Origin of the sequence: Couchioplanes caeruleus (genome assembly GCF_023499255.1) — a bacterium.
GTDB classification, from domain to species: domain Bacteria; phylum Actinomycetota; class Actinomycetes; order Mycobacteriales; family Micromonosporaceae; genus Actinoplanes; species Actinoplanes caeruleus_A.
The window spans coordinates 6,521,786-6,536,330 of the sequence record NZ_CP092183.1 but is presented as its reverse complement, the minus strand read 5'-3'; the positions used below and the strand labels follow the sequence as shown (position 1 = coordinate 6,536,330).

Annotated in this window: 16 protein-coding genes and 2 pseudogenes; 11 read left to right on the top strand and 7 right to left on the bottom strand. The window is 73.1% G+C overall.

Features of this window, described 5'->3' with window-relative positions; genetic code table 11:
* The first annotated feature begins 3 nt into the window (after window positions 1-3).
* Together COUCH_RS30165 and COUCH_RS30160 are read left to right on the top strand one after the other, a co-directional pair.
* Window positions 4-597, top strand: coding sequence for a TlpA family protein disulfide reductase (locus tag COUCH_RS30165; RefSeq protein ID WP_249608592.1), 594 nt, complete (start codon window positions 4-6; stop codon window positions 595-597).
* Window positions 598-730: 133 nt separating this feature from the next.
* The gene (locus tag COUCH_RS30160) at window positions 731-1,144 is read left to right on the top strand and encodes a DUF4395 domain-containing protein (protein WP_249608591.1); all 414 of its coding nucleotides are present in this window, start codon (window positions 731-733) and stop codon (window positions 1,142-1,144) included.
* Between the two features lie 360 nt (window positions 1,145-1,504).
* Here the strand turns inward: COUCH_RS30160 and COUCH_RS30155 are convergent, their stop codons facing one another.
* Together COUCH_RS30155 and COUCH_RS30150 are read right to left on the bottom strand one after the other, a co-directional pair.
* Window positions 1,505-2,173, bottom strand: coding sequence for a response regulator transcription factor (locus COUCH_RS30155; protein WP_023359837.1), 669 nt, complete (start codon window positions 2,171-2,173; stop codon window positions 1,505-1,507).
* Window positions 2,174-2,180: 7 nt separating this feature from the next.
* Window positions 2,181-3,872: a GAF domain-containing sensor histidine kinase gene (locus COUCH_RS30150; RefSeq protein WP_430640834.1), complete on the bottom strand. Its 1,692-nt coding sequence runs from the start codon at window positions 3,870-3,872 to the stop codon at window positions 2,181-2,183.
* 95 nt (window positions 3,873-3,967) lie between these two features.
* On the opposite strand from COUCH_RS30150, the gene COUCH_RS30145 reads away from it, so the two are divergent.
* Genes COUCH_RS30145 through COUCH_RS30130 form a run of 4 tightly spaced genes read left to right on the top strand, consistent with a single transcriptional unit; the run spans window position 3,968 to window position 6,924 of the window.
* Window positions 3,968-4,420: an SRPBCC family protein gene (locus COUCH_RS30145; protein WP_249608590.1), complete on the top strand. Its 453-nt coding sequence runs from the start codon at window positions 3,968-3,970 to the stop codon at window positions 4,418-4,420.
* 39 nt (window positions 4,421-4,459) lie between these two features.
* Window positions 4,460-5,251, top strand: coding sequence for a hypothetical protein (locus tag COUCH_RS30140; RefSeq protein ID WP_249608589.1), 792 nt, complete (start codon window positions 4,460-4,462; stop codon window positions 5,249-5,251).
* A 22-nt stretch (window positions 5,252-5,273) separates the two neighbouring features.
* Entirely contained in the window at window positions 5,274-6,224 is a 951-nt protein-coding gene (locus COUCH_RS30135; RefSeq protein WP_249608588.1) for an ROK family glucokinase, read from the top strand.
* Window positions 6,225-6,234: 10 nt separating this feature from the next.
* On the top strand, window positions 6,235-6,924 hold the full coding sequence (locus tag COUCH_RS30130; RefSeq protein ID WP_249608587.1) for an endonuclease/exonuclease/phosphatase family protein: 690 nt from the start codon (window positions 6,235-6,237) through the stop codon (window positions 6,922-6,924).
* A 4-nt stretch (window positions 6,925-6,928) separates the two neighbouring features.
* Here COUCH_RS30130 and COUCH_RS30125 read toward each other — a convergent pair whose 3' ends face one another.
* The 3 genes from COUCH_RS30125 to COUCH_RS30115 are packed head-to-tail and all read right to left on the bottom strand — an operon-like array spanning window position 6,929 to window position 8,384.
* Window positions 6,929-7,390, bottom strand: a complete 462-nt coding sequence (locus COUCH_RS30125) for an SRPBCC domain-containing protein (protein ID WP_249608586.1) — start codon at window positions 7,388-7,390, stop codon at window positions 6,929-6,931.
* Window positions 7,387-8,043, bottom strand: coding sequence for a dihydrofolate reductase family protein (locus tag COUCH_RS30120; RefSeq protein ID WP_249608585.1), 657 nt, complete (start codon window positions 8,041-8,043; stop codon window positions 7,387-7,389). Before COUCH_RS30120 ends, COUCH_RS30125 begins: the two co-directional genes overlap by 4 nt.
* The gene (locus tag COUCH_RS30115; protein WP_249608584.1) at window positions 8,040-8,384 is read right to left on the bottom strand and encodes an ArsR/SmtB family transcription factor; all 345 of its coding nucleotides are present in this window, start codon (window positions 8,382-8,384) and stop codon (window positions 8,040-8,042) included. The genes COUCH_RS30120 and COUCH_RS30115 overlap by 4 nt, the downstream gene beginning before the upstream one ends.
* An 87-nt stretch (window positions 8,385-8,471) precedes the next feature.
* Between COUCH_RS30115 and COUCH_RS30110 the strand changes: the two genes are divergently transcribed.
* The 4 genes and pseudogenes from COUCH_RS30110 to COUCH_RS30100 all read left to right on the top strand — a co-directional run.
* Entirely contained in the window at window positions 8,472-9,818 is a 1,347-nt protein-coding gene (locus COUCH_RS30110; protein ID WP_249608583.1) for a flavin-containing monooxygenase, read from the top strand.
* On the top strand, window positions 9,815-10,585 hold the full coding sequence (locus COUCH_RS30105; RefSeq protein WP_249608582.1) for an alpha/beta hydrolase: 771 nt from the start codon (window positions 9,815-9,817) through the stop codon (window positions 10,583-10,585). Before COUCH_RS30110 ends, COUCH_RS30105 begins: the two co-directional genes overlap by 4 nt.
* A gap of 172 nt (window positions 10,586-10,757) precedes the next feature.
* Window positions 10,758-10,937 (top strand): annotated as a pseudogene (locus tag COUCH_RS39270) (hypothetical protein); the annotation flags it as partial.
* A gap of 1 nt (window position 10,938) precedes the next feature.
* A pseudogene (locus tag COUCH_RS30100) lies at window positions 10,939-11,385 on the top strand (response regulator transcription factor); the annotation flags it as partial.
* On the opposite strand, the gene COUCH_RS30095 reads toward COUCH_RS30100, so the two are convergent.
* Window positions 11,374-12,789 carry an alpha,alpha-trehalose-phosphate synthase (UDP-forming) gene (locus tag COUCH_RS30095; protein ID WP_249608581.1) on the bottom strand — a complete coding sequence of 472 codons (1,416 nt, stop codon included), beginning with the start codon at window positions 12,787-12,789 and terminating at the stop codon, window positions 11,374-11,376. The pseudogene COUCH_RS30100 and the gene COUCH_RS30095 overlap by 12 nt on opposite strands.
* Before the next feature lie 60 nt (window positions 12,790-12,849).
* Window positions 12,850-13,701, bottom strand: coding sequence for a DUF308 domain-containing protein (locus COUCH_RS30090; RefSeq protein ID WP_249608580.1), 852 nt, complete (start codon window positions 13,699-13,701; stop codon window positions 12,850-12,852).
* Window positions 13,702-13,837: 136 nt separating this feature from the next.
* Here COUCH_RS30090 and COUCH_RS30085 point away from each other — a divergent pair, with 136 nt between their 5' ends.
* On the top strand, window positions 13,838-14,533 hold the full coding sequence (locus COUCH_RS30085) for a lysophospholipid acyltransferase family protein (protein WP_249608579.1): 696 nt from the start codon (window positions 13,838-13,840) through the stop codon (window positions 14,531-14,533).
* Window positions 14,534-14,545 lie beyond the last annotated feature (12 nt).

The window sequence follows — 14,545 nt, the reverse complement described above, 5'->3', positions numbered from 1 at the left end:
GGCATGCAGATTCCCGGGCTGATCGCCGTCGCCGCGGTGCTGGTCGTCGGCTTGGCCGCGGGATTGTGGCGGCGCTCGGCCGACGGTCGTATCCGGACGGTGGCCGGCCTTCCGGGGGGCGGCGCGGTGGTCGATGGCGGCCGGGTGGTCGGTGACGGCCCGGTGGTTCATGACGGCCCGGTGGTTCATGACGGCCCGGTGGCCGTCGGCGTGCCGGCTGAGAGTGAAGTCCGCGGCGTGCGTGATGACGCTGCCGCGCGGCAGCCGGGGTTGGTTGAGCGGATCGATCCGGAGTTGCTGGATGCGCTCGGGGTGCGGGCCGGGGACGTGACGCTGTTGCAGTTCTCGACCGCGTTCTGCGCGCCGTGCCGGGCCGTGCGGCGGGTGAGTGCCGAGGTGGCCGGCATGCTCGACGGGGTTCGGCACGTCGAGGTGGACGCCGAGAGCCATCTCGACGCTGTGCGGGCGCTCGGCATCTGGAAGACGCCTACGCTGCTCGTCGTCGGAGCGGACGGGCGGGTGGCGAAGCGGGCCACCGGGGTGCCCGGCAAACCGCACCTGATCGCCGCCGTGGCCGACCTCCTGCCGCCCCGCTGACGAATCGCCGGCGTCAGCGCCGCCGACTCGACCGTCGGCGTCCGCGCCGGCGGCTGAGCTGGTCTTTGGCACCTTCTGGCCGGTGATGGCAATCACGGTGGCGACGGCGCCGTGGCGTGCGAGAGTCCTCGGCATGCAGCTCGATGCCCGTGGTCCGCGGTTCGCCGCGGCGGTGACCAGCGTGGTGCTCGTCGTCGTTCTCGCGACCGGCTGGGGGTGGCTCGCGGCCGCGCAGGCGGTGGTCTTCGCGATCACGGCCGCCGATCCGCGCCGCGGCCCGTACGCCGTGCTCTTCCGTGGCCTGGTCGCGCCCCGGCTGGGGCCGCCCGCCGAGCGCGAGGATGCGGCGCCCGTGCGGTTCGCGCAGCTCGTGGGGCTGCTGTTCGTGGGCGTGGCGGCGGTGGGTTATCTGGCCGGGGCGCCGGCGGTCGGGCTGATCTTCGCGGCGTTCGCGTTGCTGGCGGCCTTCCTCAACGCCGCGTTCGGGCTGTGCCTGGGATGCGAGGCCTATCTGGGGATCCGGCGGCTCACCACACGTCGCGTCTGAGGGCGGGACGTCCCGACGGCCCCGAGAAATCCAGAAACGCCGAAGTTGCCCGGATCCTGCCGGGACAGGCGATCCGTCACCCTGCCGTGCGGTCCGCGCAGTCCCGGGTAGGCGCGGACGAAAGCGCGCGGGGCCGGGCGACGAGGGGCTGGAGAAGGACGGCGTGGCACGAAGGGGGAGCGCTCGAGGGAGCAGCGCGCAGGCAAACACAGCCGGGAAGAGAGCACAGTCCGGGAGAAAGCGCGGTCAAAGAACGGCGGGCGCCGCAGAGCGCCGGCTCGGCGTCCACCCCGGCCGCAAGCAGCGCCGCCCGCCACCAGGGACCGGTGACGGGCGGAGCGGCGCGCGAGGGGTGACCCCTCAGAACTTCGGTGCGTCCGGTGCCTCGAGCAGCCCCAGCCGCAGCGCCGTCATCAGCGCCTGGGCCCGGTTGGCCGCTCCGAGCTTCTCGTACAGCTTCGAGATGTGCGTCTTGGCCGTGGACTCCGAGACGAACAGCTGCTTGGCGATTCCCGCCACGCTCATGCCGTCGGCGAGCAGGCGCAGGACCTGGCCCTCGCGGGGGGAGAGCTGGGGGCCGGACGGGGCGAGGCGGCGCTTCATCGCCTCCGCGAGGTCGGCCGCCGTGAAGGCGCTCGGTGCGGACGCCGCGTGGCGGGCTGCCGCGACGACCTCGTCGGCCGGGGCGGTCTTCGGGACGAACGCGCTGGCTCCGGCCTCGAGGGCGCCGAAGAGCTGGTCGTCGCCCGCGTACATGGTCAGCACCACGATGCCCATGTTGGCGTTGTTCTTGCGCAGGGCCCGGGTGGCCTCGAGGCCGCTGCCGTCGGGCAGACGCAGGTCCATGATGACCACGTCGGGCTGGAGGGCGCCGGCCTGGCGGACCGCCTCGGCGGCCGTGGCAGCCTCGCCGACCACCTCGAACTGCCGGTCCCGCTCGAACGCGTGCCGCAGCCCCTTACGGATCAGGTCGTGATCGTCGACGAGGAGCACCTTGGTGCGGGTCGTCGGCATCGGACTGGTCGACATGCTCGGGTTACTCCCCTTCTGGTGCGGAAACGCTATCCCGCACGCTATCGCGCCGAGCGGAGGTTCCGAGCACTACCGCTACGGTTGTCCCGCTGGGGTGTCGCGGCCGGATCTCCAGACGGCCACGGATACGTTCCGCTCTCTCCGCCATGATCGCAAGGCCGTAGCGGCCGTCGGGCCGGTCGTCGGCGAAGCCCTTGCCGTCGTCGGAGACCTCGATCTCCGCGTACGGGGGGTCGACGGTGCAGGTCACCCACAGGTTGGAGGCGCCGGCGTGCTTGCGCGCGTTGGTGATCGCCTCCTGGGCGATGCGCAGCAGCTCCGCCTCGGTGGCGGCGGGCAGGCGGGCGGTCGACTCGTCGAAGGTGAAGTGCACGCGCAGGCCGGCCGATGTGCCGAGGGTGCGGGCGTACTCGGCGATCGCCGCGGCCAGGCCGCCGTTGCGGTCCACCTCGGAGCGCAGCTCGAACAGGCTCAGCCGCAGCTCGGTGATCACCCGGGTGACCTCGCCGCGCAGCGTACGCAGCTCCTCGGCGGTCTCCTCGGCGCCCTCGGGCAGCGTCGCCTGCGCGTTGTCGATGCCGTAGCCGACCATCACGAGCTCCTGCGCCACGCCGTCGTGGATCTCGCGGGCCAGCCGCTGGCGTTCCTCGTTGGTCGCCAGCGAGCGGACCTCGTCGAAGAGCAGCGCGGCCTCCAGCCGCAGGGCCGCCGGGCCGGTCACCTCGGTCACCCGGGAGATCACCGCCGACGGGTACGCGCTGGGCACGTCCGCCTCGAGGATCACGAGCCCGATCGTGCGTACGCCCGCGACGAGCGGCACCACCAGTGAGGACGCGTCCCCGCCCCGGTGCGAGCGCGCCTGCGAGCGGGAGGCGGTCTGCGGCTGCTGGGTGGCCCACGCGTCGGCGATGGCGGAGTCGGCGTCGAGGGTGACCTCCCAGTCGACGCGTTCGGCACCGGTCTGGGCGAGCACCACCAGCCGGCCGCCGCCGCTGGCCGAGAGCACGGCCGCGCGGTGCCCGGGGGCCACCACGCGCAGCTCCTCGAGGAGGTGCTCGGAGATGCCGCCCGGGTCGAGCGTGGCGCCGGGCAGGGACCGGGCGACGCTGCGCAGCTGGGTCAGCAGGCGGGTGGCTTCCGCGTACGGCTGGGGGGTGTTCTCGGCCGGCGCCATCAGCTGCCGCATGGTGTCGGCGGCGAAGGTGACGATGGCGCCGAGCACGAGCCACTGCCCGCCGGCGGCGAGGTAGCCGGCCTGGGTGATGATCGTGTCGCCGTCCTCGACGATCACGCCGCCGATCACCATCGCGACCGCGGCGACCCCCAGCAGGGCGGCGCCCTCGGTGGGTCGCCGGCGCAGCGCGGCGGTCAGCAGCGGCACGGCGAGGTACGGCAGCACGGCCTCGGCGCCGAACCCGGCGTCGACGGTGCCGCGGATGTTCGCGGCCGCGGCGACCGAGCCGGCCGCGAGCCCGGTGACGGCCACCTCGGCCAGGCGCCCGAGCGGCGCGGCGATGCGGTGGTCCGGGGCGAAGAACGCCGGCAGCGCCGCGACCAGCAGCAACGCGATCCAGCGCAGCTGCCCCGCGTCCTGCGTGGCGATCAGGGTGAGCGCCGCGACGAGGGCGAGCATGACGAGACGGGCCGCCACCGCGAGCGGGTGGACGCGCACGGGAGCGCTGGCTGAGGCTGGCACGTGACGGATCGTAGCCGGACCGCCGCCCGGCGGCCCATCGCCGATGCGGCCGGGGCTCGTCGGTATCGCGGGCGGCACGGGGTAGCCTGCCAGCCATGGCGGACAGCTCGACGCAGTCGATCCAGGTCCAGGCCTCCCTCGATCAGGTGGCCGCGGTGATCTGCGACTTCCCCCGCTACCCCGAGTGGGCGGACGCGATGAAGCAGGTGGAGGTCCTCGAGGAGTACGAGGACGGGTACGCGGCACAGGTCCGGTTCGTCATCGACGCCGGTCCGCTCGCCGACGACTACACGCTGGAGTACGCGTACGCCGAGGACCTGTCGCGCATCGAGTGGCATCTCGTGGCACCGTCGAAGATGCAGAAATCGCTGGACGGCTCGTACGACCTCACCGACGCCGGCGACGGCACGACGACGGTGACGTACACGCTCGAGGTGGAGCTCAACATCGGCATGCTCGGCATGTTCAAGCGCAAGGCCGAGAAGATGATCATGGACACGGCGCTGAAGGAGCTGAAGCGCCGGGTCGAGAGCCTCGCCCGCGCATGACGGCCGTCCGCGGCGAGCGCCGGTGAGGGGCTGGGGACGATGACGGGAAGCACGGGTTCGGCACGCCAGGAGGCCGAGAAGCTGGTCGCCTCGCTGCTCGCGATGGCGCAGGGCAGCGATTCGGCCGGCCTGGGCGAGGTGTTCAAGCTTTTGACGGGTACGGGGTCACGGCAGCACAAGAGCAGCACCGGGTGGGCGACCGGCACGGCGGAGTGCTGCGTCTGCCCGATCTGCCGCGCGATAGCCGCCGTGCGCGATCCCGACCCGCACACCGCCGAGCGCCTGGCCGCCGGTGCGGGCGAGCTCGCGACCGGGGTGGCCGGCATCATGCGAGCCTTCGCCACGATCTCGAGCGTCACCAACCCCAAGCCGCAATCCAAGCCCGCCACCCGCCCCGAACCCACCCCCGACCAGGCCTGGGCCGCCGCGACCGACCACACCCCGGTCGCGGAGCCCCCGATCGACGAGAACGCCGACCCCTGGGGTGCGGCGACCCGCAGCCCGGCCCAGCCCGGGCACGAAGCCGCAGCGCGCCCCGCCGAGCGCGCGTCGCGCGAGGCCGCGCCCACGGCGAGAAGGGACACAGGTCCTGCGGCTGGTGACCAGGAGCCCCGTACCGAAGAATCGATGGCACCGAAATCCGTGACTCGCCTCTCGGATCCGTGGGCTGCCGCGGTCGCGAACTACGCAAAAGCGGAGTCGCACGGCGAAACCGGCGTGGCGGGAAGCGGCAGCGTAGATCATGATGTGGCGGCAGATGGGACACCGGCTCCGGCCGAGGACCGCGGCAGCCGTGCGGGCGACGACGCCCCCGGCGACGACGCGGTGTGACACAACAGAGGGGACGGGCAGCGTGACGCTGACCATCGGGATCGACGTCGGCGGCACGAAGGTGGCCGGCGGGGTGGTGGACGACCGGGGGACCGTGCTCTCGCACACGCGGCGCGAGACCCCGGCGGACGACCCGGCCGGTACGCGGGACACCATCGTGGCCGTCGCCTCCGAGCTCGCCGCCCTGCACCCCGGCGCCACCGCGGTCGGCATCGGCGCGGCCGCCTGGATCGACGCGGCCGGCGCGACCGTGCTGTTCGCCCCCAACCTGGCCTGGCGCGACGAGCCGGTCCGCGACTACGTCTCGAAGGCCGTCGGGCTGCCGACGGTGCTGGAGAACGACGCCAACGTGGCCGCGTGGGCCGAGTTCCGCTTCGGCGCCGCGCGGGACGCCGACGACTCCATGGTGATGATCACCGTCGGAACCGGCATCGGCGGCGGCATCGTCCTCAACGGCGCGCTGTGGCGCGGCGCGAACGGCATCGCCGGCGAGCTCGGCCACATCCAGTCGGTCAACGGCGGCCACCCCTGCGGCTGCGGCCGGCTCGGCTGCCTCGAGCAGTACGCGAGCGGCAACGCGCTGGTCCGCTTCGCCCGCGCCGGGGCACGGCAGGAGCCGGACCGCGCGGCGCAGCTGCTGGAGCTGGCCGGGGGAGACCCGGTGCAGATCACCGGCCGGATGATCACCGAGGCGGCGCAGGGCGGCGACGGGGTGGCCCGGGACGCGTTCGCGCAGATCGGCTACTGGCTCGGCGTCGCGATGGCCGACCTGGCGCAGGCGTTCGACCCGCAGCTGCTGATCGTCGGCGGCGGCGTGATCGACGCCGGCGACCTGCTCATGGGGCCCACCGAGCGCACGTACCGGGAGCAGCTGGCCCAGCGGGGCCGTTTCCCGGTGGCGGAGATCCGGGCCGCCGAGACGGGCAACACGGCCGGCGTGCTGGGCGCGGCCGACCTGGCCCGGCGGATCTGAGGGGGACGACGTGGCCGGGGTCCCGCTGCGGGTGCTGAGCTACAACGTGCACGGGCTGCGCGACGACCGCGCGGCCCTGACCGGGCTGGTCCGTGAGCTGGCCCCGGACGTCGTCATCGTGCAGGAGGCGCCGCGCCGGTTCCGCTGGCGGCACAAGTGCGCGGCCCTCGCCGACGACTTCGGCATGGTCGTCGCGGCGGGCGGCCTGCCGTCGCTGGGCAACCTGCTGCTGGTCAGCCTGCGCGTACGGGTGCACGACACCTGGTGCCTGCGCTATCCGCTGACCCCGGGGCGCCACCTGCGCGGCGCGGCCTTCGCCAACTGCTCGGTGCACGGCGGCCGCTTCACCGTCTCCGGTTCGCACCTGGCCACCGATCCGACCGAACGCCCCGACCAGGCGGCGCTGTGGAAGCAGGCGCTGTCCGAGGTGGAGGGTCCGCTCGTGGCGGGCGGCGACCTCAACGAGGGCCCGGGCGGCGGGGCGTGGCGCACGGTCGCGGACGGCCTGGTGGATACGGCCGAGTCGGCCGGGGGTGCCCCCCTGACGTTTCCCGCGACGCTGCCCCGGCTCCGCCTGGACGCCCTGTTCGTGTCGCCGGACGTGGAGGTGTCGCGCTACGAGGTGGTGGAGTCGGAGGCGGCCCGCCGGGCCAGCGACCACCTGCCGGTCGTCGCTGACCTCGTGCTGCCCGGGAACTGACGCCTCACGCGAGATAGCGGCCGAGGGCGTCGAGCAGGCCGCGGGTGCCCACTTCGCGGTTCTTGTCGTCGGCCCGGAACTGGTCGAAGAACACGCCGTGCTCGACGTGGGTGAACCGGGTGCCGTCGCCGATCGGCTCGAACTCCAGCGACGCCACCGAGGTGGACATGTGCACGCCGTCGAGCCACATGTCGTACGTCGTGACGATGCGGTGGTGCTCGACGATGTCGGTGTACGTGGCCACGTACCGCGAGACCGGACCGTCGTGGAACTTCCCCTCGGCGACGTCCCGCCCGCCGACGCGGAAGTCGAACGCCCACTCGGCGGGCTCCATGGCGTCGCCGGCGCCCCACCACGACAGCTTCTCCTGCTCGTCGGCGAATGCGGACCAGACGCGCTCGACGGCGGCGGGGTAGTCGCGGGTCAGCGTGAATCCGGCGTGGGCCAGCCGGCGTTCGATCGTCACTTGTCGTCCTGTCGCGTGAAGGTGACGTGGATGGTGCCGCTCTCGGCGACTTCCGTCTTTACCTGGTGGGTGAGCTCGAGGCCGTGCAGGTCGTCCCACACCCGGGTGCCCCGGCCGAGCAGGATCGGGGCGATCATCACGTGCAGGTCGTCGACCAGCCCGGCGCGCAGGAACGCCCGTGCGGTGCTCACGCCGCCGCCGACGCGTACGTCCCGGCCGCCGGCCGCCTCGGCCGCCTCGGCGAGCACGTCCTCGATCGCGGTGTTGCGGAAGTGGAACGTCGTGCCGCCCTGCATCTCGATCGAGGGGCGCGGCGCGGTGTGGGTGAGGACGTAGACCGGGGTGCCGAACGGCGGCCGGTCGCCCCACCAGCCCTTCCACTCCGGGTCGTCGGGGTACGCGTGCAGGCCGAACATGCCGGCGCCCATGATCTCGGCGCCGATGTCCTCGAAGTGCGCGGCGCCGTAGGCGTCGTCGACGCCGGTCGTGCCTTTGCCGCTGGTGTCGCCGAAGATCCGCTCATGGAAGGTGCGGGTCGCGGCCCAGGCCGCCGTGAGGCGCCCCCAGTCCTCGCCCATCGGATTCTCCGGGGTGCCGCCGGACGAGGTGTAGCCGTCCAGCGAGGCGAACATGTCGATGCGAACGCGGGTCATCTCAGGTTTCCTTCTCCTTCGGTGCGGGCCAGGTGGATGCCGAGCCGGTCGGCCTGGCGCTCCGCGGGTGTTCGTTGCTCGTCGAGCCACAGGTGCAGCACGTCGAGGGCGCCCGGTCGCAGGCTCACGGTGCGGACGCGGCCGTGCTTCTCCGACGTGACGACGCCCGCGTCCTCCAGGACCCGCAGGTGCTGCATCAGCGACGGCAACGCCATGGAGAACGGTGCCGCGAGGTCGGACACGACGGCCGGGGACTTCGCCAGCCGTTCCACGACGGCCCGGCGCGTCGGATCCGCGAGGGCGCGGAGGACGGCGTCGAGCTCGTCGTAATACTTAGGCACGAGCCTAACTATTGCCGCCGCGACGGGATCGGTCAACCGGGAATTTGCCTCTTCCGGGCGTACGCCGCGTTCTGCAAGGATTCCCGGGTGCACGACACCCCTGACATCGCCGACCGGCACGACGCGGTCTGCGTGATCGGCGCGGGCGCCAGCGGCCTCGCATCGGTCAAGAACCTGCGCGAGCAGGGCTTCTCCGTCGACTGCTACGAGCGTGAGACCTCGGTGGGCGGCGCCTGGAACTGGCGGCACGACCGCAGCCCGGTGTACGCCGGCACCCACCTGATCTCGTCCCGCCCGCTCACCGAGTTCCCCGACTTCCCGATGCCGGACGACTGGCCCGACTATCCCGACCACGCCCGGGTGCTCACCTACCTCGAGCGGTACGCCGAACACTTCGCCCTGCGCGACAGCATCTGGTTCGGCACCGAGGTGGTGTCCGTGACCCCGGTCGGCGACGGCCGCTGGGACGTGACCACACGCAGCACCGGCGGCGGCGCCGAGCGGGTCCAGCGCTACGCCGCGGTCGTGGTCGCCAACGGGCACAACTGGTCGCCGAAGCCGCTGTCCGCCGACGCGTCGGCGTTCCGGGGCCGGATCATGCACGCAGCGGCGTACAAGGATCCGGCGCAGCTGCGCGGCCGCAAGGTCCTGGTGATCGGCGGCGGCAACACCGGCTGCGACATCGCCGTCGAGGCCGCCCAGCAGGCCACCACCGTCTGGCACTCCACCCGGCGCGGCTACTGGTACGCGCCCAAGTACGTCTTCGGCCGCCCCGCCGACCAGGTCAACGCCAAGCTGCTCCAGCTGCGCCTGCCGCTGCGGGTGCGGCAGTGGCTGTACCACCGCACGCTCCGGCTCACGGTCGGCGACGTCACCCGGTACGGCCTGCCCGCGCCGGACCACCGCCCGTACGAGAGCCACCCGGTCGTCAACAGCCAGCTCGTCTACTACGTCGGCCACGGGCGGATCACCCCGGTCCCGGACGTCGTACGGCTCGAGGGCTCCACGGTGGAGTTCGCCGACGGCCGCCGCGTCGAACCCGATGTGGTGGTCACGGCCACCGGCTACCTGCCGCGCTTCGACTTCCTCGCCCCGGAGCTGCTCGACGCCGACGAGGAAGGCAAGCCGGACCTGCACCTGCACGCGTTCGCCCGGCGGCACCCGACGCTGGCCGTGGTCGGGCTGGTGCAGGCCGACGCCGGGCTGTTCCCGCTGGCCCACTGGCAGAGCGTCGCGGTGGCCCGCTGGCTGCGGCTGCGCGACACCGACCCGGAACGCGCCGCCCTGGTGCAGCAGAAGGAGTCGACGCGGCCGCTGCGGTCGTGGACCCGGCTGCACGTGGTGCCGTCGTCGCGGCACTGGTTCGAGGTCGGCTTCACCAGCTACCTGCGAGCCCTCGGCGACCTCCTGGACCGGATGGAGGCGACCTCATGAGCTCACGGCTGCTGCGGTTCGAGGACTGGACATCGCCGGTGCCGCCGGTGCGCCGGGAGGTGTTCAGCGCCCTGCCGCACCCCGACGAGGGGGAACCGCCGCTGCTGTTCGTGCCCGGGCTGGGCCACGGCGGGTGGGCGTTCCGCGAGCACTGGCTCGGGCATGCCGCGTCGCGAGGGTTCGCCGCGTACGCGCTGACGCCACGCGAGCACGGGTCATTGCGGGCGTACATGCACGACGTCGTCCAGGTCGCCGCGGGGCTGCCCCGGCAGACCGTGCTGGTCGGCCACGGCACCGGCGCGCTCGTCGTCGCGCACGCGCTCGCCCGGTATCCGGCCCGGGCCGCGGTGCTGGCGGCGCCGGTGCTGCACGGCCGGCCGGCGCTCGGCGCGGCGCTGCGGGTCAACCCGCTCGGCACCCTGCCGGCGCTGTTCGGCGGGGCGCTGACGCTGAGCCGCAAGCAGCTGTTCAGCGCGGAGGCGCCGGACGCGCACCTCGAACGCCTCACCCGGACGCCGGCTGCCGTGGCCCGGTCGCTGGTCACCGCCCCGGAGCCCGCCGCCCCGGTGGGATCGCCGCCGGTGCTGGTCCTGGGCAGCCCGGACGACCGGGTGGTCACCCGCAAGGCCCTCGACCGCACGGCGGCCCGCTACGGTGGCGCGCCGCTGCTCTTCCCCGGCATGGGGCACGACCTGATGCTGGACGCGGCGTGGCGCGACCCCATCGACGCGATCCTCGACTGGCTCGTCAAGGAGCTCGCCGGGTAGCTCGTTTATCCGGCGCTTATCGGGGCGTCCGTACGGTCGGCGCCCATGGTCAACTCGCTCCTGGAGCGCCGCCGGTCCGGCCTGGCACCGGCGCCCGCCTCGTCGGTGGCTGCGCCGGCATCGCCCGGACCTCGGCGCCGCGGCGGTGTACGTCGCCCTCGGCCTGGTGGTGATGGGCCGGTACCTCGCCGACCCGAACGGGACGCTGTCGGCGCACCTGCCACCGGACAACACCTGGTTCCAGTGGCTGCTGTCGCACGGGGCGTACTCGGTGCGGCACCTGGAGAACCCGCTGTTCTCGGCGCGGCAGAACGTGCCGGACGGCGTGAACATGATGGCGAACACCTCGGTGGGTGCTGCTGCTCACCGCCGCGTGCGGCATCTACGACCGGGTGGCCGGGCTCGGGCTGGGCGCGGAGGACTACCTGACCAAGCCGTTCGCCTTCGCCGAGCTGCTGGCCCGGGTGCAGGTGCTGGCCCGGCGTACGGCCCCCGCGCTGCCCCCGGTGCTGGAGCTCGACGGCGTGGTGGTCGACGTCGCCGCCCGTACGGCCACCCGCGACGGCCGCCCGCTGCACCTGACCGTCAAGGAGTTCGGTGTCCTGCACGCCCTCATGCGCGGGCAGGGGCAGGCGGTCAGCACGGAGGACCTGCTCGAGCAGGCGTGGGACGAGCACACCGACCCGTTCACCAACGTCGTACGGGTGGCCGTGATGAACCTGCGCCACAAGCTGGGTGATCCGCAGATCGTGCGGACCGTGCCCCGCGCCGGCTACCGGATCGGGCGGTCAGCGCCGTAGCCACGCGGCGATCCGGCCGGTGCGGTCCAGCGCGGTCAGGTACGCCCGCGCCCACGCGAGGATGTCGTGACGGGTGAGGTGCGCCCGCATCCCGGCCATGCGCCGTTCCAGGTCCGCCGGGTCGGCCTCCATCGCGTGCAGCAGCGTCTCCTTCAGCCCGTCCACGTCGTGCGGGTTCACCAGGAAGGCGTCCGACAGCTCGGCCGCGGCGCCGGCGAACTCGCTGAGCACCAGCGCGCCGGCGCCGTCCGCGCGGGCGGCCACGTACTCCTTGGCGACGAGGTTCATGCCGTCGCGCAGCGGGGTCACCACCATGACGTCGGCGGTCTGGTAGAGCGCGGCCAGCTCGGCGCGGTCGAAGGGCTGGTTGAGGTAGTGGATGGCGGTCTCGCCGACGCGGCCGTACTCGCCGTTGATCCGCCCGACCTCGCCCTCGATGCGGTCGCGCAGCACCCGGTAGTTCTCCACGCGCTCCCGGCTGGGCACCGCCACCTGGATCATCACCGTGTCGCGCACCTTCACCCGCCCGTCGCGCAGCAACTCGCTGTACGCGGTCAGCCGGTGCTCGATGCCCTTGGTGTAGTCGAGCCGGTCGACGCTCAGCAGCACGCGCCGCGGGCGGCCCAGATCCGTACGCAGCTGCCGGGCCCGTTCGCGCACGTCGGGGCGGGCGGCCAGCGCCTGCATCTCCGCCACGTCGATCGACACCGGGAACGCGCCGGTGCGCACCGTACGCCCGTCCACGGTGATCTGGTCGTTGGCGGTGACCGGCGCGCCCAGCAGCTTGACGGCGAGCTGGGCCACGTTGTGCGCGGCCTGCGGGCGCTGGAACCCGACCAGGTCGGCGCCGAGCATCCCGCGCAGCAGCTCCACCCGGCGGGGCAGCTGCATGAACAGCTCCGGCGGCGGGAACGGCACGTGCAGGAAGAAGCCGATCAGCACGTCGGGGCGCAGCTCGCGGATCAGCTGGGGGACGAGCTGCAGGTGGTAGTCCTGGACCCACACCGCGCCGCCGGGCTCGACCACCTCGGCGGCCGCCTCGGCGAAGCGCCGGTTGACGTCGCGGTACGTCTCCCACCAGCCGCGGTCGAAGACGGGCTGCTCGACGGCGTCGTGGTACAGCGGCCACAGCGTGGAGTTGGCGAAGCCCTCGTAGTAGCCGCGCAGCTCGTCGGCGGAGAGGCCGACCGGGCGGATCCGCAGGGTGCCGATGTCCGGCAGGGACGGTGCCTCCCCGGTGCCGCCCGCCCAGCCGACCCAGGTGGCGGGGGTCTGTTGCAGGATCGCGTGCAGGGCGCTGGCGAGGCCGCCCGGGCTGCGCCTCCACTCGCAGGCGCCGTCGGGCGCGGTGCTGTCGTCGAGCGGGAGACGGTTGGCAACGACCACGAGCGAGCTCTGGCGCATCCACGAGAGGTTACGCGATGACTACCCAGCGATACAGAGGCGGGGGTCTATGGGAGGGTTTCAGACGACTGCGCCGTCGTCGAAGTCGTCGTCGTCCTCACCCGAGCGCAGCCGCCACACCAGTGTCACCGCTCCGGCGACGATCGCGGTGAAGCCGATCAGCGTCACGATCGTGCGATCGATCGGGATCAGCCACGGGAAGACGAACAGCACGAAACCCAGGACGACGCCGAGCACCCCGGCGATCGCGTACTTGGAGATGTGCGGCAGCGGCGGCGGGGGCGGCGGCACGTACCGCTCGTCGTCATCGTCGTCGTCGATCCCGGCGCCGAACGTGTCGAGGCCGTCCAGCATGCTCGGCGGCTCGTCCACCCGGTCGGTGCGCCGGCGGTTGAGCTGGATGCCGGTGAAGTCCGTGGCCGAGGTCAGCCGGTCGCCCGGCTGCGGCTTCGGCGGCTCGTACGCCGGCGGCTCGGGCGGCGCCGCCGTGGGGTCGATGCCCTCCGCGGCCGGCCACGGCGGCGCGGTCGGGTCGACGGCGGTGTGGAAGCCCGCGACGATCTTCGCCCACTCGGCGTCCACGTCGCTCTGGTCGCCGGCCGCGGCCGGGTCGGGCCGGGGCGCCGGCGGGGTCGGCCCGGAACCGCCGGTGAGTTTGTGCAGGTGCTCCCGGGCGGTCGCGAGGTGCAGGCGGTCCACGTAGAGCCGGTCGGTGGGGCGGGCGGGGAACGTGGTGGCCCGCAGGATCGGGTTCAGATCGGCGGACGGCTGCAGGTAGGCGGCGATCCCCCCGGCGGCCAGGACGTCGAGCAGGTGCTCGCCGACACGCGGATCCACGTCGCCCGCGGCCGCGTAGTCGGCCGCGTCGAGCCCGTTGTCCCGCCGCCCGCGACGGGCGCCACCCGCAGACACCCTGCACACTCCTCGCCCCGCGCACCTCGCGCGCGTGCCTTGAATGGTGACACGACAGGTACCGCTTGCGGGAGTGCGTTGTGGCGTGCCGCTCCCGCTTCGTACGCTTTGGCTGCCCTCGACGGGAAGGACACCGGTGTTCTACTGGCTGCTGAAGTACGCGCTCCTCGGCCCGGTCCTCAAGGTCGTGTTCCGCCCCGACGTGCAAGGGCTCGAGCACGTACCGCAGACCGGTCCGGTGATCCTGGCCTGCAACCACCTGTCGTTCTCCGACTCGATCTTCACACCGTTGGTGGTCAGGCGCAGGGTGACATTCGTCGCCAAAGCCGAGTACTTCACCGGCAAGGGGATCAAAGGCCGGCTCATGCGCCAGTTCTTCGTCGGCACGGGGACGATCCCGGTGGACCGTTCGGGCGGCAAAGCGGCCCGCGCGGCCCTCGACACCCAGTTGCGGGTGCTGCGCTCGGGCAACATCGCCGGCATCTACCCCGAGGGCACCCGCTCGCCGGACGGCCGCCTCTACCGGGGCAAGACCGGGGTGGCCCGGCTGGCGCTGGAGAGCGGCGCTCCGGTCGTGCCGGTGGCGCTGCTCAACACCGACGAGATCCAGCCGACCGGCACGCTGGTCCCGTCGGTCAAGCGGGTCCGCATGCGCTTCGGCAGGCCGCTGGACTTCTCCCGCTTCGCCGACCGCGCCGGCGACCGCTTCGTCGAGCGGGCGGTCACCGACGAGATCATGTACGAGCTCATGACGCTGACCGGCCGCGAGTACGTGGACGTCTACGCGGCCGCCCTGAAGACGGTCGCGGTGACCCCGGCGCCGGCCGGTTAGTTCCGCCCCGCC